Source organism: uncultured Sulfuricurvum sp., assembly GCF_937936435.1.
Classification (GTDB): Bacteria; Campylobacterota; Campylobacteria; order Campylobacterales; family Sulfurimonadaceae; genus Sulfuricurvum.
Map to the genome: position 1 here is coordinate 1 of NZ_CALDDG010000059.1, position 19,543 is coordinate 19,543.

Below are 19,543 nucleotides of genomic sequence, written 5' to 3' on the forward strand. Positions count from 1 at the left end.
TTGATGGCGAACGGTAAACGGAGCGGAAAATATGGAGCGTTGATGTTTTTGGATATGGATCATTTTAAAGAATTGAACGATACATGGGGGCATAAGGCGGGTGATGCATTACTGATTGCCGCTGCTGAGCGAATGCTCTCATGTGTCCGTGAGAGCGATACGGTTGCACGTCTGGGAGGCGATGAATTTATCGTTGCAATGGGAGAGTTGGATGCAGACGAAGATGTCTCCAAAGAGCTTGCACTTAAATTAGCGAGAAAAATTCTTGAGAGTGTTAATCGCCCCTATGCCATTTGTATTGATGAAGGATCAATGGAAACGATAGAGTACCGTTGTAGTGTGAGTATCGGTGTGACCCTTTTTGGTAAAGAAGATCACGAATCTGAGAAAGTGCTCCAACGTGCAGATCATGCAATGTACGAGGCTAAGGAAGAGGGGAGAAACGGGGTCGTATTTCGTACCTAGAAAGAAGAATAGGGAACACTTTTTGCATGCGTTGAAGTATGAAAAAGTTACTCAGAAAAATCTTTCGGATCCGTCCGAAGCGCACATGCGAATATTATATTACCAACCTCTCATACCGCTGCGGAGAATAACCTGACGGTTATTCTTTGAGCCGTTCGATCGATGCGCCGAGCGCGCGTAGTTTTAACTCCAGGTTTTCATATCCACGGTCGAGATGATAGATACGATGTACGTTTGTCACACCTTCAGCGGCCATTCCTGCTAGAACCAATGCACTCGAAGCACGCAGATCGGTGGCCATAACATCCGCGCCGAAAAGTTCGCATGGACCGATAACGGTTGCCGTATGTCCCGTCAGTTTGATTTCTGCGCCGAGACGCTGCAATTCGCTGACGTGCATGAAACGGTTTTCAAAGAGTCTCTCTTCAATCGTACTAGCCCCTTTTGCGATGGTTGCAAGTGCCAAGAACTGAGCCTGCATATCGGTCGGAAATGCCGGGTATTCCTGAGTGATAATATCGACCGGTTTGAGCTCTTTGGCCGGATGAATCGTCATCGTATCTTTTGTACACTCGATGCGGCACCCCATTTGTTCGAGTTTTGCCGTGACGGCGTCGAGATGATCGGGACGTACTTTTTCGAGGGTGATCGTAGAATAAGTGATCGCCCCTGCGCACAGATAGGTACCCGCTTCGATGCGGTCCGGAATAACTTCAAAATCGACCATATCGATTGTTTTACCTCCGGTTCCGATGATGGTAAGTTCGGAGGTGCCGATACCGCTGATATCGATACCGCTGTCGCGAAGGATTTCGCATAGTTGTACGACTTCAGGTTCGCGGGCACAGTTCGTCAAAACGGTTTTTCCGTGTGCGAGGGCAGCCGCCATGACGATGTTAGCGGTTCCGGTAACGGTGATTTTGTCGAAGATTATGTGAGCACCTTTAAGCCCTTCGGGTGCAACGGCATGGACATATCCGGCATGAATCGTGATTTCAGCCCCCATTTGCTCTAACGCTTTAAGATGCAAATCGATTGGACGCTGCCCGATAGCACAGCCGCCCGGCAGTGAAACTTCGCAATGTCCGAAACGGGCAAGAAGAGGTCCTAAAACGAGGATCGATGCCCGCATCGTTTTGACGATGTCATAGTTCGCCATCGTGTGATTGACGGTTGAGGTGTCGACATTGAGGACGTGCTCTTTAAGTGAACAGCTTGCCCCGAGATTTTGGAGTAGTTTGAGCAGCGTTTTGATATCGGCTACTTCGGGCATATTGGTGATTTTCAGCGGGTTATGTGCTAAAAGAGCCAGTGTAATAAGAGGTAGTGCGGCATTTTTTGCGCCGGAGATGGTAACGGTTCCGCTCAGTTTGGTCGGGCCTTGAATTCGTAAGTAGTCCATTAAATTCCCACAATAAAAAAGTTCGCTATTATAAGGCAAAGTTCGTTAAAATAACCACTATCCAGGAACATCGGAAGGGGAAAATGTGAGTTCGGCACTTGATCGTCTAAAAAATCTGACCGCACAGATTTCCAGCTATGAACTGGAGCGTAAAAATAACCTCAAAGAACTCCAAAATTTGTATGAAAAACTGGGAATCGTCAAGAAAGTAGAATCCTTTAACGATCTGTTTGAGTACAAAGCGATCAATCTGTCGGGAATATCGCTTTCAGATGAAGACTTGGGAAGCATTAAAGAGGGGAAATACGCTCAGATCATTGCGATCATCTACGATAAAAATGCCAAAGTCAAAAACAAAAACATCTCTCTGGCCTATTACGGGCGTGCGGAAAAATTAAGCGCCTCTTTGAAAAAAGAGATTATCGCCTTTGTATTAGGATGGCGTTTTGAAAAAAGCTTCCGAACTCTCGAACATTATCATAACCTCCTTTCATCCATGCGGGCAATCGAGGATGAATAGATTTTTCCTCGCTCTCTGGGGACGCTGGATGGGTATGTCTGCCCTAATCGCACTTGGCGTAGCTATCGGCTTTGCATCGATCATGACAATTGTTTTTTATGCTCTCAAGGGCTTTGCTCCATTGGATGTGCAAACATGGGAAGCCCTTCGTATAATCTGGTATTTCTGGCTCAAAATCGGTTACGGCGTCGGAGTCCTCGCAGGATTGGTCGGCGGCTTAAAGTTCATCTGCAAGCGTTGCATTGCCGGATATCGGATACATCCTCTGGACTGTCAGGGAGAGAGAGTCGATTCGATCGATTTGAAACGCTATTTCAAAATCTGGCGCAAATGGTTTTTCATTATCATCTGGGCCAATGCGGCTCAAGCCGTCGTGCTGATTGTCGTACATCAACTCCTTTTCGGCGGAGCGGTATGGATCGGATGGTTCAGCCCTTTCGGATTGACTCCGATGATACTGCTCTCAGGGCTGGTCGCATTTCCTTTATTGGTGCGCCGCTGTAAAATGGTGAAGGTTGAACCGTGTACGTTGTAATCGATGTCGAAACGACGGGATTGGAACCTTCTGATCGTATCTGCTCTGTCGGTATCATCGCAGGCGAGACGACACATTACGAACTGGTCCATCCTGGCAAAAAGATCCTTCCCCAAGCATCGGCGATTCATCATATCACGAACGAGATGGTTCAAGAGACTCCCTCTTTCGGTCAATCGGCGATCTATGATACGATTGTTTCTCTAAATATTCCGGAGAATATACTGATTTCGCACAATGCTCCGTTTGAGCTTTCGATGCTCCAAAAAGAGGGGATTGCGTGGCAGGGAAGTGTCATCGACACTCTTAAATGTGCTCAGTCTTTGATGGACGATTTGGAAGGGTACGCTCTTCAGTTCCTGCGATACGAGCTTCGGCTGTATCGATCAGAAGAGGAATTTTTTAAACGTTTCGAATGTGCGCTGATGCCGCATCATGCCCTCAGCGACGCGCTTCATACACGGATGGTTTTGGATTATCTGCTCGAGCTCGCGGATGAAGAGCGGTTGATCGAAATATCTAGAAGCCATGTACTTCTCACCCGACTTCCGTTCGGTAAATATGCGAAACGGCGGATTGAGGAAATTTCGTTGAAAGACCCCGGATATCTCAAATGGATGGTAGAGAGTTTGATGGACATGGATGAGGATTTACGCTACAGTATCGATTATTATTTGCGAGGAAAGTGATTGTGAAAGTAGCGATACAGTGTGATTCTCCATTGTTACAGCGTTCATTAGAACTTTTTTTGGAAGGGCATTTAAGCTCGATCCGCCAATGCGACATCCTCATCCGCGACAAAGATATTCGTGACGATCGGTATCCGACTTTTGTCATCGGTTCGGATATCAGTGCCGATTTGTTGAAACCGTTTTCAAAAGCGCAGCTTTTACATACCCTGACGCAGAAATTCGAAGCTCTGAAAGCGGCTCCGCCGGTCGAGGAGATAGAGATGGATTCGGCTGTTTCGGAAGAAAAGGTAAGTTTCGAAATTTTAGAACGCCATATCGAAAAACTGACCCGCGAATACCAAACGAATATTTTAAAAGCGATACGTGCATTTTATGAAAAGTAATCCGATTATCACTAAAAAAATCATTGCCGGAAAATTCAAAGGCAAAACACTCAAACTCCCCTCGAAAGAGACGACCCGCAGTTCAAAAGCGATCGTTTTGGAGTCTTTTTTTAATACGGTTCAGTTCGATATCATCGATGCGGTGTTGGTCGAGGTCTTCTCCGGCAGCGGATCGATAGGGCTCGAAGCGCTCAGCCGAGGAGCCAAAAAGATCATCTTTATGGAAAAAGACCGCGATGCGATCAAAACACTCCGTGAGAATATTGCGCAAACAGATCCCAATGCGTGTGAAATCGTGGAAGGTGATAGTTTTACGAACATCGCCCATGTTAAAAAACGACTTTTGAATCTCGGGGAAGGGGCGTTTATCTATATCGATCCGCCGTTTTCCTACCGCGAAGGGATGGAAGACATTTACGATAAGATGATCGGTATGATCAGCTCATTGCCGCTCGAAACGGTTACTCTGATTACGATCGAACATATGAGTACGTTGGAGCTTCCCGAAGAGATCGGTCCGTTTCACCGTATTAAATCGAAGCGCTTCGGAAAAACATCACTCACTTACTACGCGTAATATCCATCGAAGAGTTACCTCGTTTGCTTCCTACCTAAAACGAGAAAGGTGGAATAGACTTTGCTTTATCCTTGCAGCTATAAAGGATAGATATGAAGATTTTAATCGCACTTTTTTGCTTAATCACTTTTGCACAGGCGACACGCATCAGCGAAGTAGCCAACGTCGTAGGAGTACGGGATAATCAGATCATCGGTTACTCGCTTGTCGTCGGTTTGAAAAAAACCGGTGACGGTACGACGTCCAAATTTACCCTCCAATCCATCGCCAACATGCTTAAAGCGATGAATATCGATATGAATCCGGTTGATATCAAATCCAAAAACGTCGCTGCGGTTGTGGTAACAGCCAAATTTGCTCCGTTCGCACGTCAGGGAGACGCGTTTGACGTAACCGTTTCATCGATCGGGGATGCCAAATCGCTTGAAGGGGGGACGCTTTTGATGACGCCTCTCAAAGGGGTTGACGGAAAGATTTACGCTTTGGCACAAGGGCCGATCAGTATCGGCGGCAAAAACGAGAAAGGGGCCGGGAGCGAATCCCACCCGACGGTCGGTATGGTTTACGGCGGCGGTTTGGTCGAACGGGAGATCAATCAGGATATGTATCACCAGCACAATGCGACGCTGTCTCTCAAATCATCAAATTTTGCGAATTCGGTAGCGATACAAAATGCGATTAACAAAAAGTATAAAGGGTCGATTGCCGTTGCAATCGACCCGCGAACAATCAATTTGCAGCTTCCGAATAATAAATCGATGGTGGAGTTTTTAGCCGAAGTGCAAAACATCGATATCGATTACACGCAGGATCAAAAAATTATCATCAATGAGCGGACGGGAACGATTGTCGCGGGAGTGGATATCGAAGTCAAACCGGTGGTCATTACCCAAGGCGATATCACGGTCAAAATCCTTTCTCAGGATGCGGTTACGAAACCAGCTGGTAGTGTTGCTATGGATAAAAGCCTGGTTATAGGGCTAAATGAGAATGAAGTTTATACCGAAAAAGGGACGACGACCGTTGCCAATATCGCCCGTTCCCTCCAAAAATTGGGGGCAAGTCCGAAAGAGATGATTGCAATATTGCAGGCGATGAAAAGTGCCGGAGCGATTTCGGTTGATTTGGAGGTCATCTAATGGACATTGCAAACGTACAGTATCAAAAAGCCGTTCCTACCATCGGAAGCAAAGAGAACAATGCCGCATTGCGGGAAAAAACCGACCAGTTTGAAGCGATCATCGTCAAAATGATGTTGGATGAAGCGATGAAAGAGGATAAAAACGTATTTACCAGTACGAACGATCCCGGTGATAAAATTTATAAATCAATGTACCGCGAAGAGTTGTCCAATGCCAGTGCGGGAAGCTTCGGCTTTTCACAGATGCTGTATGACAACTTGAGTCAAAAGGGTGTAAAAGTAGACAAATAGACTAAAAATTAGTGAATTTTTGCCGATATGGTATATTAGACATCATAAACGGAATAATAAGGATTCACCATGATCTCAAGTGTGAATAGCTCTCTTATCAACGGAGCATATAAAGAACAATCGTTAAAAACCAAAGAGCAGGAGAAATCCACGCAATCCATTACAAAACAAGGTGACACAAGCCGGATCGAAGAGTTGAAAAACTCCATCGAAAAAGGGGAATACCGTGTCGATATCGAAGCGTTAGCCAAGCGCATCGCGCAAGAGCTGACTTAAAGTTTAGGAGTTTATGATGTTGTCTTATCAATTGCAAAGTGCTATCAAAGATCTCGAATCGCTTATCTCTTTATCGCAAGAAGATATTACGGATATCAAAGAGGCGAAACACAATCCTCAATTTGAACGTTTGGCGATCAAAGAAGAGAAAATAAAAAGTTTTGAGCATAAAAAAGCGATGATCGATCGCGAGATTTCAAAATTGATGACACAACATCCGTCAAAACCGCTTTCTGAACTTTTAGATAATGAACAACATCAACAACTTGATTCTTTGAAAATTCATTTATCCCGTTTACGGGAAATCAATCAACAATACGCAAAAATGGTCTTAAGCGTCGGAGCATTTTACAATTCTTTGTTAGAGAAAGTCGTTCCTACGCAGATGCAGGGATACCAAAAGGTAGCCTCTGCAGAAGCCTCATTTTTGGAAGTGCGAGCATAACATGGCCTCTATTTTTAATGCGCTACATATCGGTTACAGCGGTCTGAATGCCGCACAAATCGCGATTGATACAACCAGCCATAATATCTCCAATGCCGAAACGGAAGGATACAGCCGTCAGCGCGTCGTAACCTCTGCAGCCGCTCCGGTCAGCATCGATCCGGGTCAGCGCGGGAACGGTGTCCAGATTACGGAGATAGCGAGCGTATTCGATTCGTTCGTGTTTAGCAAATACAAAGTCGTTTCGCAAAACAAGGCCTATTCGGATACTCTAAAAGACAATTTAACGGAGCTCTCCAGTTATTTTCCGGATATCGACAACAACGGAATTAAAGCCGATCTTCAAAGCTATTATGATTCATGGCAGGCACTTGCCAACAATCCCGGGAATAGTGCATTACAAGTGGCATTGGCTCAGCAAACGCAGACGCTCTCTCAACATATCAATCAGACACGGACTCAGATAACAGACTTGCAAAGTTCGTTGAACGATCAGATCAAAGTCAATATCGACGAAGTCAATCGTATCGCGGAACAGATCGCCGGGTTAAACAAGTCGATCAGTCAAGCTGAAGCGGGAGGGATCAGCAACGCTAACGATTTACGCGATCAGCGCAGTCAGCTCGAACTAACCCTTTCCAAACTCGTCGGTGCGACAGTTACCAATGGTCAAATTGAAAGCAATAATGTTGTGGATAGTAACATTGCGATCGAAGGGGGAAGCTACACGATACAGATCGGCGGTTTTAACATCGTCGACGGCGGAAGCTTCCATCCGATCGGAATGGAGAGTGCGGGCAACCAAAACGGCTATAATGACTTGTACTATAAACGTCAAGACGGTACTAAAATTCCGTTTTCTAATAATATTACGGGCGGTAAAGTCGGAGCACTTTTGGAACTTCGGGGTTCGACGATCGGCGATAACGGCGAGTTCGAAGACGGATTTTTGCAAGAAACGATCAATAATCTGGATAGCTTTGCAAAAGGTTTGATCGAATCGACCAATAACATCTATGCCCAAAGTGCGACTTCGTCGATGAGATCAAACTCATTGTCATTCTCCAGCAGCGAATCGCTGCTCAGTACCGGAGAAAACTTTAATACGGGAACCTTTGATATCGTGTTGTATGATGTCGACGGAAATGAGACGGCTCGCCGTACAATAACGATCGACAGCAAAACGGTTATGGACAATGCTTCGGCAACAAATCTGCTCCCTGATGGAACTCCGAACAGCATCATGGAACAGCTCAAAGCAATCAAAGACGATAATGGCGACGGCAGCGCGATCAATGATATCGATGATATTTTAAGCCCCTCTTTTTCTGCGACTCAAAATATCATGCAAATCGATTTATCTTCAGCGTTCGCTTCACAAGGCTATACCTTTGCAATCGAAGATAACGGAACCAATTTTGCGGGTGTGACCGGTATCAGCCGCTTTATGGATGGTAACAACGCCAAAAATATCTCTCTGACTTCCAGTATTAAGAATGATCCGACAACCTTGCGCGGTTTCCAATCACCGGTAGACGGAGATAATCAAACCGCTTTGGATATGGTAGAGCAGCAATTTGCTTCGTTTAATTTTAAAAACGGAACGGCTACGACGAGCGATACGATTTACGGATATTACGATCGCCTTGTGACAACGGTGGGAACGAAAACCAATTCCGTGATTTTGAGTAACGATTCGATAACGGCACAATATACGGCGATTCAGAAAGAGCAAGACTCAATCAGCGGAGTCAGCATAGACGAGGAGATGGCTAACCTGATACGTTATCAAACCTCGTACGGAGCGGCAGCTAAAATTATTACGACCATCGATCAAATGATGACAACACTCTTAGGCATTAAAAACTGATGCCTTTTTTTAGTATTGCCGCGCTGGTCGGGGTAATCGTTTTTTCTTTCATCGGTCCTTTGGTCTATACGGTAGATCCTCTTTTTTTAGATAAAGATGCTATTTTGCTTCCTCCGGATGCTTTACATTGGTTCGGTACCGATCGGTTAGGGCGTGATCTGATGTCGCGTTTAATGCAAGGGGGGCAGGTCTCTTTAATCATAGGATTTATGAGTGCTTTGATATCGGTTTTGATCGGCCTTTTGTACGGTGTGAGTGCAGCCTTATTCCGGGGTGGCTTTGATAAAGCATTTATTGTCGTCGTTGACCTTTTTTTGACCTTTCCGACTCTCTTTTTATTATTGACGCTTGTCAGTTATGTGAACGCATCGATCTGGGTGCTGATTCTGATTATATCGGTTACGGGTTGGATGGGGACGGCCCGTCTCATCCGTTCGGAAAGTTTTGCGATCGCATCGAAGCCTTTTATCCGGATTTTACATATCGCCAAAATTCATCCTCTTCGGATTATTTTCAAATATTATGCACCACTGCTAGCACCTATCGTTCTGGTTAGCTTCACGTTTGGAGTAGGGGGGGCGATTTTGGCAGAATCGGGGCTCTCGTTCCTGGGATTGGGTATTGTCGCTCCGCAAATGAGCTGGGGGAGTATTTTAAGCGGAGGAAAAGAGGTGATCGATATTGCTTGGTGGGTTAGCTTTTTCCCGGGTTTGATGATCTTTATCGTCACCTTTTCTCTGATGAATATATCGAATGCCCTCCAGACAATACTGAATACGAAAGATGTACGTTAAGCTCCGGTCATTGAATGATACGGGCGATTTCCAATAAGCTGTCCGGGAAACTGAACCGATTTTCCCGAAGGGTTTTCGCATTAATCATGATAATCGGAGTCCGCTCCATCTGAACCGACAGCAATATTCCGTTTTCTTCCATTCTATCCGCATCGTATAAAGCGGTAACTGTTCCGGATAAACCGGCATTATGAACTCTTTTGAGTTGTTGGGCATTGGCTTTTAGGGCATATATCATCTGATATGTGAGCGTAGAGTCGATCTTCTCAAAAGGGAGCGCATTTATCACTAAAGGACGGCCGTTGATACGTCCGTTGAATTTGGATGCGAGTATCCGCATGCAATTTTCCGCAGTGGTTTCATCATTGATATCGTATGCGATCAATATTTTGATCGGCAATTTGTTTTGGATCTGTCCGAGATTTTTTTCCAACATAGCGACTTTAGGCAATAGTGAAAGCTGGGTCTCTAATAAAAACGGATCATACGATGCACCCTGTAACCATGCACTCATGGAAAGAAACATCAGAATGCGTTTCAAAACGTCCCCCTGAGCGTGATTAGGAGGGCACGACCTGTAGCGGGATAATCGTCATCATATGTGCCTGAGGGGCTTGGATAGAGTTCGTCGGTATCAAAAATATTTTTAAGAGTGACCTGGATTTCGCTATGAAGCGAAGGGATCTTGCAACCGATCGAAGTATCGAGAATGCCGATCGCTTTCATATCGCCTCTGGGGTCAGTAGCGGTTCGTGGCGTTTTACTTTGCCAACGACCTGCCAATGACGTGTACCAGAGGGCGTTGAGATTATGGGTGATGTAACCGCGTGCCGTATTAGACGGAGCATTGGCGAGAGTCTGATCGTTGCCGTCTTCGGCCCACAAGTGGGTAAATGCGGCATAAAAAGAGGTAGAATCATATCGTTTTCGCCATTCCGCTTCGATACCTTGAATCAGACTTTCCGAACCGTTGACATATTCGTAACGGGAAAATGCAGGGTTGTACTGCAAGGCAATTTGGTCGTTGTTTTCCAACCGGAAAAGGTTAAGAGAAAGGGTATGATCCATCTCGAATCGGTGTATAAATTGTGTTTCATAAGCAATAACGGTTTCGGGATTCAGATCGGGATTTCCCCAGCGTGCTTTGTTATTAAGGGTGAACATCTCCTGCCAAGAGGGATTTCGATGTGCACGCGAGATAGAAAATTTAACCAGATTGCCGGGATCGATCGTATAGATTGCCGCGATACGAGGATCAACCTGTGTGGCTAGACGGTTGCGTTGATCGACGGTGAGGGATACGTAACCGACCAAAGAGGAAGATAACGCTTTTTCGTAAGTGATATAGCCTGTAATATCGCTAATAAAGCCGTTAGGCTTGAAAAAAGGAAGCGTTGTCGAGTAATCGGTCATTCCGATACCGCTGTCGCGATCCGTAGTAATGGTTTTTTCGGAAGTTACATGACTACGTGATCCGCTGAATCCAAATGTCGTTTCTCCGCCAAAAAGTGCCCCTTTAACGGTATTGTCCATACGATACGTTCGAATATAAGCTTCATGGATACCGTAAAATCCGTCAGAATAGGTCACTGGTACGGTTGGAGTAGAGAGCGAGGGAAGAATTAGTCCTGCAGGCGCTAGAAGTTGATGACTAGTAAAGCTGTCTTGAGTCATGGAAAGTTGAAAAGTACCCTCCAAATCACTCAGATGATAATGATTTCCTGCGTGTAATTGCCATTGATCGATATTGTAATGATCTCCGTCAGAAGCAAGAGCATAATTAATTCCTCCTGCCGATCCGTGTTTGTACGTCGATAGACGTCCATTAATAAAAAAATCACCTTTTGTGATCGCCATAGATGCCATAGTAGCATCGGTAGAGGTTGGGGCGTCACCGGAGTTCGCAAGATAGGCATTTGATGCCCCTAAAAGGTTGTTTGCAAGCCCATCTTTGCCGTATGCAAGAGAGAGGTTGTCATGCAGCGCATACACATCGGCGGCGAAGGAAAAATCGTCATGAGAAGTTATAAACGTTCCGCCCGCTTTTCGGACCCCGTCACTTCCCGCCGAAGCAAACCAACGCCCGTTTCCATCTCTGGATGCTTCCGCTTTATAGGTTGTCACGACGATCGATCCGGCATATCCCCAATGACCGTTGCTGTAGCTGCCGGGACCTCTGACTACTTCAATCCGTTTAATCATGTCGATCGGCATCGACAGATAGGCGGTATAGCCGTCGAAAAAAAGATCGTTGACTTCATTACCGTCGATGATCAGCTTGCTTTGGCCGTATGCGACAGGATTGGAACCTCGAAAAACGGGGTTAAAGAGTGAGAGGTTGTCGCTGGCGATATTGACGCCTGCGGCAAGGGTTAGTGCCTCCTTAAGCGAAGATGCACCGGCATGAGCAAGTTCTTCACCCTCAAAAACCGTCATAATGTAAGGGAGATAGTCGATGTTGGCACGCTGGGTTTTGGCTTCCTGGGAGATTGCATTCATATTTTCGGTGAGATCGTTGAAGAGTGCGGAACCGATTTCAGCAGAAAAGAGGGAAAATGGAAGCGCCAGTAATGCCAAAGAGAAGCGATGTATCATTGATATTCTTTTTGTGAAATGAGATAGTCTTGTAGTTCAAGAACGACGGGATAGCGCTCGGCACCGATCAATATTTGGAGCGGGCCGATCGGTCGATACGGAAGATGTGTACGATTTAAAAGATGTAGAAACTGAGGCTCTACGGCTCCGATCCAGCGTCGTATACCGTAAGTTTCAGAGACCCGAACGATCTCTTTTTGCATCGTCTGCAGAATTTTAAAAGTTTGTTTGAGTATCCGAGAACCGGAAACGATGGTAATTCTGGATATCTCAGCTGTAGGCTGGTCATCGTGAAACAATGTCGGATCGATAACCATCGCACGATAAGTCGGGAGGCCCGAAAGAGTATTGGAGAAAATCAAACGGCAAGAAGCGATCAAGCACTCTTTATCCCAAACACCGAATAAGAGGGCATTGTCATCATATTGATCGTTTTCAATGTGTTTACCATCTTCTCTTGCCGAAAAAAAGGGGAATTCTTCGACAAAAACGTCGTAGCGTTGATGGAGAATCGCCATCTGATCCGCTTCACTAACAGCTACTCTGCATTCCACGTTAAACACCCTTTTTGACTTCGGTAGCGAATGGCAACAGAAGTCGCTTAAATCATCACCAAGAAATAGTTGTAGATAAAAAATTATATAAAATATATAATAATTTTACTGAATCTATAGCATTTTGCGGACAATTTAGATATATTCTGTATCTATAAATCTAGCCATTGTGCGGGTGTTTAAGGCTTTTGATGATTCATCTTTCCCGATTTCGTCTTTCGTATAAAATCGTCGGTTCTTTGATCCTGATCTTTATAGCGATATTTTTGGTAGTGGGAGTGGTTATTAATTACGTTATGGAAAACACCATATCCGCTTCGGAAAAACAAAAAGCGAGTTTGCTATTGCAAACTATCGAAAAGCCGCTTCAGATGGCGTTGTATCTAAAGTTCAACGATCAAATCCCTCAAAAAGTCATCCCTGCGGTATCGGTTGCAGATGTTATGGATTTGGTTATCATCGATCGAAACGACCACGCGTTGTACAATTACAGCGCTACTATTCGCACTGCCCATGAAGCGGTGACCGTGTCACGAAAAATCGCCGATCCGATTTCGGGAGAAAAAATGGGGACAATTATCCTCTCGTACAGCGACCGAGCATATGATGCGACGCGGCAATCGATCCATCGTATCATATACGGCGTCGGACTCAGTATCGCCGTATTATTTTTTCTTGCTGTGTGGTGGGTCCGTTATCTCCTCTCACCCCTGACGAAAATAGCACAAAAAGCCCGCACTTACAAACCCGGAGACAGGATGACGTTTGAAGAAGACGGAAGCGTCGAAATCGAACAGATCGTATCGGCATTCAAATCGATGCAGGAGACAACCCGCGTATATCTGCGGAAAATGGAAGATATGAACACGTCTTTGGAAACAGCCGTGCAAGAGAAAACGTATGAACTGGAGAGTCAATATTACATAGACCGTTTGACGAATTTGCCGAACCGTTATCGGTTGCAGGAAAAACTTCTCCGTAGCAAAATAACGGCATTGGCGATTATCAATATCGACGATTTTAAAGAAGTAAACGATTTTTTCGGTATTGCCATCGGCGATGCAGTACTCGTACAGATGGGAACGTGGCTTCATGAACTTTCCGGGAAATGTTACCGTTTAGGCAGCGATGAGTTCGCTTTAACGTTTACGGAACATTTAAACGAAGCCGAACTAGAACATCGTCTGGAAATGCTTTTGAAACTTTTGGATGAAAAAACATTTATGATCCATGAAGAGAGTCTGAATATCCGGGTGACGATCGGTGTCGCTATGGGAAGCGAAAAAGCGTTGACCCGCGCGGATATTGCTTTGCATCATGCTAAAGAGAAGAAAAAGCAAATCGCTTTTTACAATGAGGATGAAGGGATCGAAGAGCAGTACCGTTCCAATCTGATGATGGCTTCAAATATACGTAAAGCTTTGTATGAACATCGTATTATTTGTCATTATCAGCCGATTTTCGATTTCGTGACCGGTGCGATTCAAAAATACGAAACCCTGGTTCGGATGGTAGATGAAAACGGAGACCTTGTCGCTCCGGCGATTTTTCTTCCGATCGCCAAACAGACAAAACTCTATCCTCAGATCACTTTGGAAGTGGTCTATCAGGCATGCCGTGTGTTTGCATCGAGAGACGAAGAATTTTCAATCAATCTTTCCGACAGCGATATCCGTAATCCCCATACGGTCAATGAAATTATCAAAACGATCCGCGAGACCGGCACGGCATCTCAAATCGTGTTTGAAATCCTGGAATCCGAAGGGATTGAAAATTACGATGAAGTGACCCGTTTTATTGCCCAGGTAAAAGCGATGGGGGCAAAAATTGCGATTGACGATTTCGGGACGGGATATTCCAATTTCGAAAATATCCTGAAACTCAGTGTCGATTATATTAAAATCGACGGCTCTTTGGTACGCGAGCTCAGCGGCAATGAACGTCATCGGATCATTATAGAGACTATTATCGATTTTGCACAAAAAATCGGTGCGAAAACGATTGCCGAATTTGTGGCGGATGAAGATATTTATACGATTCTTAAAGAGCTTGGAGTCGATTATTCACAGGGGTATTTTACGGGCAAACCGATTCCCCTGCCGTAATTTTCTTAGCGCAGTACATGTCCTACGAATTTGGCCATGTTACCTAATATAGTGCCCCCTCTGCGAAAGCCGAGGCCACATCCCTCATAGGCGAAGAATACCCCCGCTTGATAGTTGTTTCCATGGATATCTTTGGGAAATTCGACGTATTCTTGATAAATCGGTTTAAAATTGCCGTAAGGACCGTCATTGGCTTCGATCGTTTCGCCTGATGAACCGATAATGCGGACATTAGCCCCCTCACGGCCGAACATCCGTTTCTCAACTTGTTGGATTCCTTTAATCGGTTCGAAAGAGGTTTTGAGCAGATAAGGTGAATCGGGAAACAGATCACAGAGAATCTTCATCATCCCTTTTGATTGAAAGAGCAGGGTATAGGCGGGATTGAGGATGATCGCTCTTTGATTATTCATAATGGTAGAGAGCAATGTCGCAAGTTCCGGCTCTTCGATCGCGATATCTTCCCATGGATAGAGTTTGAACCAATATTCATAAGGGGTGTCTTCGCTGTCGTAAATCCCCTCATCGTCGAATTTGACGCCGCCGAGCGGTTCAAATCCGGTATCGAATCCTGCATCGTTTGCCATTTGCTGTAATAAGCGAACGGTTTGTTCTTCTTCGATATTTCCGCTGACGGAGCTAAAAAGAATCTTCCATCCGTCATAATATTTTTCGAACAATTCAGGGTGCTCAAAGAGGGTAACAAGGCGGCGAAAATTATCGCTGATCGCTTGATAGACATTGTTGAATTGCCGATCTTCATCCATTTTATTATGTTTGAGAAGTGCCCACTGCAAGAGAGCCGTTTCAAAAAGGGCAGTCGGAGTGTCGGCATTGAATTCGATGAGCTTGATCGGTTTCCCGTCAATGCCTCCGGCAAGGTCAAAGCGACCATACAGATGCCAATGGACATCGTTTTCCCAGCTTTTTTTGATAGCGTCGATGAGGTTGAAAGGGATTCCAAGCTCAAAAAAGAGGTTATGATCGATAACGTGCTGTGCTGCGGCCGCATACATGTCGTAGAGTTCATTGACTGCCGTATAATAAGCCTCAGCCTCTTTATCGCTGACGGCGACGAGTTCATCGGCGATGTATTTGCTCTCATCACTATCGGTATGCCAGATAAATCCTATCTCTTCTAAAACTGCATCGCTTATCGGATTGATTTTTTCCAATACTACCATATCAACCTCCGAAAGTTCCGCTTGAGCTTGTGCTTTTTGCACCTGCATTACCGAAGAAACTTTTTTTCTGGGAAGTCGCTGTCCCCGTTGAACCCATATTCCCACCTGAACGGTGATAAGCTGAACGATTAGAAGCATCCTGGTTTTTACGGAAGTTGGTATTGTTCATTAAGGCATTTCCGATCATATTCCCCAGCAAAGCACCGCCGGCAGCCGCAAGAATCGTGCCGCCGAGTCCCATCCCTTCGCCTTGCGGTTCGGAGTTGAGTTCGGATTTTCCTTCCTGCATTTTTTTGTATTCCTGATCGGCCAACTCTTTCATTTCGGCTTCGCTCATGACCCGTTCGTGCACGGTACCGTTCTCGTCGGTAGAGCGGATGATCGCATGGCTTGGGCCGGTTGTCGGTACCTCTTCGACGACGACAAATTTTCCGTTAGGCTGCTGTTCAACAACCAAAAAACGATTTTGGGGCTCTTGCTGAGCCTCTTCCTGAGAGCCTTGGCATCCGCTAAGGGCACTGATAAGCGCAGCGCTCATAGCTCCTAAAAATACGGTATTGGCACTCACAATATGTTTCATTTATTCTCCTTGGGTAAAGTGATAAGACGCTGTAAATCGGTATCGTAAAAATAAAGCTGGCTACGGTCGGTATAGATAATGTCTCCGCGATAGGTATATGGGGGTACTTTGATCTCGATATTGGTTTGGCGAAACAAAGCATTACCTATTTTCATCCCCGCAGAAGGGACTAAAGGTGCCGCACTGAACAAAAACAGGAGGCTTAGTACGATTGCAGCGGATTTGACGCTTTTGCGATAGATCGTAATCCATCCGATAAAAAGTGAAAATAGGATAAATAGGGGCGCGTTTTGGTTGTCGACGAAAAAGGGGTTGAAATAGACATCTAAGCGGTACGCATCGACGTAGTGAAGCTTCAACCCTAAAAATAGGATAAAGTCTAATATAAACGTAAAAAATACCCCGGTTAAAATGGCTTGTATCGCTTTTATCATCGGATTCTCCTTCGTCTGACCCGTCCGAGCTTGTAGATATGCGATGCACTCAGTTCTTGCAGGCCGCGGCTGTCTTCGATGACCCGATCAGACCGATCGAAACAAAACGTATTGTCAAAACTTCCGCCGCTGGGATTGGCTGATGTTGAATAGAGCCATCCGTAAGGCTGAATCAAACGGGCGTGTTCGGTATCGCCGACATATCGAAAGGCTTGATTTTTGACGATGAAGGTGGTTTTACGCGCATGACGTACAACCCCTCTAAAATAAAGGGGAATACGTATCGCATTGCGCAGGGTGGAAAATTCGGAGTAGACTTTCAAAAAAGGCTTGTTTCCTTCCCGCATTTTCACCTCCTCCAAACGTTCTGCGTTCTGGGAGAGAAAACCGACGGTAGTATCGGTTTGGGCGAGAAGGATCTTTTTCATTTCTTAGGAGATAAGATAGTCTTGGATCGCATGCGGTGCCATCCAGTTGTCATCTTGCATATGCCCCATCGCTTCGATAGCGGCACGGGCGGCACTGAGCGTCGTAAAATACGGGATTCCCATCCGCAAAACGATTTGGCGGATTTGTTCGGCATCTTTTTTCGACGTTTTATTATCGGAGGTATTGATTGCCAGAGAAATTCCGCCGTTTTTCATGATATCTTCGATATTCGGACGGCCTTCGCTGATTTTAAGAACCGCTTCGCACGGGATGCCGGCTTCTTCTATCGCTTTTTGGGTTCCGCGGGTTGCTACGAGTTTAAATCCTTGTGCATGAAGACCGCGTGCGATTTCCGGTGCATGAGCTTTATCCATCTCGATAAAGGATAGGAAACAGGTTCCCGATGTCGGGATTTTATTTCCGGCAGCAAGCTGGCTTTTGGCAAAACTGATCCCGAAGTTTTCGCTGATTCCCATAACTTCACCCGTAGACTTCATTTCAGGTGAAAGGACTAAATCGGCACCGTAGAGTTTGTTGAACGGGAATACGGCCTCTTTGATCGCTACGTGTCCTTTGAGACGCGGTTTCAATAGCCCGTCGGCTTCCATGACGATATTGTAATTGTCATAGAATGCAAGAGCGCCGCGTAAGCTGTCACCCAGCATAACGCGGGTAGCAACTTTGGCTAACGGCATACCGGTCGCTTTGGAAACGAACGGTACGGTACGTGACGCACGCGGGTTTACTTCGATCAAATAAACTTCGTTTTGATAGATCGCGTATTGGATATTCAAAAGACCGATAACACCCAGACCCAATGCGATTTTTTTCGTTTGTTGTTCAACTTGAGCCAGAATATCTGCACTGAGGCTGACAGGAGGAAGTGAACACGCACTGTCTCCCGAGTGGATTCCCGCCTCTTCGATGTGCTGCATGACAGAGCCGATGTAGACTTCTGTCCCGTCACTGATCGCATCGACATCCAGCTCAACCGCTTGATCGAGGAACTTATCGACGAGAACCGGAGAATCGTTGCTTACGGATACGGCCACATCCATATAGGTGCGGAGTTCGTCTTCGTTGTAAACGATACGCATCGCACGTCCGCCCAAAACGTATGAAGGTCGTACAAGTACCGGATAGCCGAGTTTTTCGGCAATCTCGAATGCACCCTCTTTGGTCATTGAAAGTCCGTTTTCAGGTTGTTTTAGCCCTTGTTCGATGACGAATGCCGAGAATTTTTCGCGGTTTTCGGCCAAGTCGATCACTTCTGCCGAAGTACCGGCGATTTTAGCACCGATAGCATGAAGGCCGTTTGCCAGTTTAAGCGGCGTTTGTCCTCCGAAGTGAACGATAATGCCGTCCGGTTGTTCCGCTTCGACGATAGAACGGACGTGTTCGAAATCGATCGGTTCGAAATAAAGAACGTCAGAGGTATCGTAGTCGGTAGAAACGGTTTCCGGGTTACAGTTGACCATGATTGTCTCGATCCCCATCTCTTTGAGGGCGAATGAGGCGTGGACACAACAGTAGTCGAATTCGATCCCTTGCCCGATACGGTTTGGTCCGCCGCCGAGAATCATCACTTTTTTCTTGTCGCTTTGACGCGGTGCCTGAAGTCCCAAACGGGTAATATTAGTAGTTGAATACAGATACGGTGTCAGTGAACCGAACTCTGCCGCACAGGTATCGACTTCGTTGTACTCGAATGCGATATTTAAAGCTTTGCGGGCATTGTAAACATCGATCTCTTTTGCGCTACCGCCGTTTTGGGTAATAAGGCGCGCGATATTTTTATCGGAGAACCCTTCGGTTTTGAGACGACGAAGCTGTGCTTCATTACTGAGAGTTGCCGCAGTAATTGTTTTTTCCTGAGCGATAATCTCTTCGATTTGGATCAAGAACCATGGATCGATTTTAGAGAGTTCGAATACCTCTTCTTTGGAAAGTCCCATACGGAAACCTTGTCCTACGTAGAGGATACGTTCCGCATTCGGACGGCGGATTTCGTGTTTGACAAATTCGAGATCGGCATCGATCGGATCAAAACCGCTAAGACCTGTTTCAAGTGAACAGAGTGCTTTTTGAACCGATTCTTTGAATGTTCGTCCGATTGCCATTGCTTCACCGACCGATTTCATACTGGTGGTTAGCGTTGATTCCGCTTCGGGGAATTTCTCAAACGTAAAGCGCGGTACTTTGGTAACGATGTAGTCGATAACCGGCTCAAATGCCGCAGGGGTTCCGGTGATGTCATTGGTGATCTCATCG

At 45.7% G+C, this 19,543-nt stretch carries 22 protein-coding genes; 13 read left to right on the top strand and 9 right to left on the bottom strand.

Going from position 1 to position 19,543, the window contains the following annotated elements:
- Nucleotides 1–465, top strand: a 465-nt coding sequence (locus Q0389_RS06540; RefSeq protein WP_298692917.1) for a GGDEF domain-containing protein, incomplete at its 5' end; no start/stop codon positions are given.
- Between the two features lie 139 nt (nt 466–604).
- Here the strand turns inward: Q0389_RS06540 and murA are convergent.
- Nucleotides 605–1,867, bottom strand: coding sequence for a UDP-N-acetylglucosamine 1-carboxyvinyltransferase (gene murA, locus Q0389_RS06545; protein ID WP_298692919.1), 1,263 nt, complete (start codon nt 1,865–1,867; stop codon nt 605–607).
- Nucleotides 1,868–1,952: 85 nt separating this feature from the next.
- Between murA and Q0389_RS06550 the strand changes: the two genes are divergently transcribed.
- From Q0389_RS06550 to Q0389_RS06600, 11 genes are all read left to right on the top strand, one after another.
- The gene (locus tag Q0389_RS06550) at nt 1,953–2,387 is read left to right on the top strand and encodes a hypothetical protein (RefSeq protein ID WP_298692921.1); all 435 of its coding nucleotides are present in this window, start codon (nt 1,953–1,955) and stop codon (nt 2,385–2,387) included.
- A complete protein-coding gene (locus Q0389_RS06555) occupies nt 2,380–2,922 on the top strand; it encodes a hypothetical protein (RefSeq protein WP_298692923.1) in 543 nt (180 codons plus the stop codon). The genes Q0389_RS06550 and Q0389_RS06555 overlap by 8 nt, the downstream gene beginning before the upstream one ends.
- On the top strand, nt 2,910–3,611 hold the full coding sequence (locus tag Q0389_RS06560) for an exonuclease domain-containing protein (RefSeq protein WP_298692925.1): 702 nt from the start codon (nt 2,910–2,912) through the stop codon (nt 3,609–3,611). The genes Q0389_RS06555 and Q0389_RS06560 overlap by 13 nt, the downstream gene beginning before the upstream one ends.
- A 2-nt stretch (nt 3,612–3,613) precedes the next feature.
- The gene (locus Q0389_RS06565) at nt 3,614–3,997 is read left to right on the top strand and encodes a hypothetical protein (RefSeq protein WP_298692927.1); all 384 of its coding nucleotides are present in this window, start codon (nt 3,614–3,616) and stop codon (nt 3,995–3,997) included.
- The gene (rsmD, locus tag Q0389_RS06570) at nt 3,987–4,574 is read left to right on the top strand and encodes a 16S rRNA (guanine(966)-N(2))-methyltransferase RsmD (RefSeq protein WP_298692929.1); all 588 of its coding nucleotides are present in this window, start codon (nt 3,987–3,989) and stop codon (nt 4,572–4,574) included. The genes Q0389_RS06565 and rsmD overlap by 11 nt, the downstream gene beginning before the upstream one ends.
- Nucleotides 4,575–4,666: 92 nt before the next feature.
- The gene (locus Q0389_RS06575; protein ID WP_298692931.1) at nt 4,667–5,713 is read left to right on the top strand and encodes a flagellar basal body P-ring protein FlgI; all 1,047 of its coding nucleotides are present in this window, start codon (nt 4,667–4,669) and stop codon (nt 5,711–5,713) included.
- Nucleotides 5,713–6,006, top strand: a complete 294-nt coding sequence (locus tag Q0389_RS06580; protein WP_298692933.1) for a rod-binding protein — start codon at nt 5,713–5,715, stop codon at nt 6,004–6,006. The genes Q0389_RS06575 and Q0389_RS06580 overlap by 1 nt, the downstream gene beginning before the upstream one ends.
- A 69-nt stretch (nt 6,007–6,075) precedes the next feature.
- Entirely contained in the window at nt 6,076–6,282 is a 207-nt protein-coding gene (locus tag Q0389_RS06585) for a flagellar biosynthesis anti-sigma factor FlgM (protein WP_298692934.1), read from the top strand.
- A gap of 16 nt (nt 6,283–6,298) precedes the next feature.
- Nucleotides 6,299–6,727 (top strand): hypothetical protein, encoded by a 429-nt coding sequence (locus Q0389_RS06590; RefSeq protein WP_298692936.1) that lies wholly within the window; start codon nt 6,299–6,301, stop codon nt 6,725–6,727.
- Nucleotide 6,728: 1 nt separating this feature from the next.
- The gene (flgK, locus tag Q0389_RS06595) at nt 6,729–8,597 is read left to right on the top strand and encodes a flagellar hook-associated protein FlgK (RefSeq protein WP_298692938.1); all 1,869 of its coding nucleotides are present in this window, start codon (nt 6,729–6,731) and stop codon (nt 8,595–8,597) included.
- Nucleotides 8,597–9,391 carry an ABC transporter permease gene (locus tag Q0389_RS06600; RefSeq protein WP_298692940.1) on the top strand — a complete coding sequence of 265 codons (795 nt, stop codon included), beginning with the start codon at nt 8,597–8,599 and terminating at the stop codon, nt 9,389–9,391. Before flgK ends, Q0389_RS06600 begins: the two co-directional genes overlap by 1 nt.
- 7 nt (nt 9,392–9,398) lie before the next feature.
- On the opposite strand, the gene Q0389_RS06605 is transcribed toward Q0389_RS06600, so the two are convergent.
- From Q0389_RS06605 to Q0389_RS06615, 3 genes are read right to left on the bottom strand one after another with little or no spacing between them, the layout of a single operon-like run.
- Nucleotides 9,399–9,932, bottom strand: a complete 534-nt coding sequence (locus Q0389_RS06605; RefSeq protein ID WP_298692941.1) for a hypothetical protein — start codon at nt 9,930–9,932, stop codon at nt 9,399–9,401.
- Nucleotides 9,929–11,986 (bottom strand): TonB-dependent receptor plug domain-containing protein, encoded by a 2,058-nt coding sequence (locus tag Q0389_RS06610; RefSeq protein ID WP_298692943.1) that lies wholly within the window; start codon nt 11,984–11,986, stop codon nt 9,929–9,931. The genes Q0389_RS06605 and Q0389_RS06610 overlap by 4 nt, the downstream gene beginning before the upstream one ends.
- Nucleotides 11,983–12,540 carry a GNAT family N-acyltransferase gene (locus tag Q0389_RS06615; protein WP_298692945.1) on the bottom strand — a complete coding sequence of 186 codons (558 nt, stop codon included), beginning with the start codon at nt 12,538–12,540 and terminating at the stop codon, nt 11,983–11,985. The genes Q0389_RS06610 and Q0389_RS06615 overlap by 4 nt, the downstream gene beginning before the upstream one ends.
- 191 nt (nt 12,541–12,731) lie before the next feature.
- Here Q0389_RS06615 and Q0389_RS06620 point away from each other — a divergent pair, with 191 nt between their 5' ends.
- The gene (locus Q0389_RS06620) at nt 12,732–14,645 is read left to right on the top strand and encodes an EAL domain-containing protein (RefSeq protein WP_298692946.1); all 1,914 of its coding nucleotides are present in this window, start codon (nt 12,732–12,734) and stop codon (nt 14,643–14,645) included.
- 5 nt (nt 14,646–14,650) lie between these two features.
- Here the strand turns inward: Q0389_RS06620 and Q0389_RS06625 are convergent, their stop codons facing one another.
- From Q0389_RS06625 to carB, 5 genes are all read right to left on the bottom strand, one after another.
- The gene (locus tag Q0389_RS06625) at nt 14,651–15,829 is read right to left on the bottom strand and encodes a glutathionylspermidine synthase family protein (protein WP_298692956.1); all 1,179 of its coding nucleotides are present in this window, start codon (nt 15,827–15,829) and stop codon (nt 14,651–14,653) included.
- A 1-nt stretch (nt 15,830) separates the two neighbouring features.
- Complete coding sequence (locus tag Q0389_RS06630) at nt 15,831–16,409, bottom strand: hypothetical protein (protein WP_298692948.1); 579 nt, start codon at nt 16,407–16,409, stop codon at nt 15,831–15,833.
- The gene (locus Q0389_RS06635) at nt 16,406–16,843 is read right to left on the bottom strand and encodes a hypothetical protein (RefSeq protein ID WP_298692950.1); all 438 of its coding nucleotides are present in this window, start codon (nt 16,841–16,843) and stop codon (nt 16,406–16,408) included. Before Q0389_RS06635 ends, Q0389_RS06630 begins: the two co-directional genes overlap by 4 nt.
- Entirely contained in the window at nt 16,840–17,271 is a 432-nt protein-coding gene (locus tag Q0389_RS06640; protein ID WP_298692952.1) for a hypothetical protein, read from the bottom strand. Before Q0389_RS06640 ends, Q0389_RS06635 begins: the two co-directional genes overlap by 4 nt.
- A gap of 3 nt (nt 17,272–17,274) precedes the next feature.
- On the bottom strand, nt 17,275–19,543 hold a 2,269-nt coding region (gene carB, locus Q0389_RS06645), incomplete at its 5' end, for a carbamoyl-phosphate synthase large subunit (RefSeq protein ID WP_298692954.1).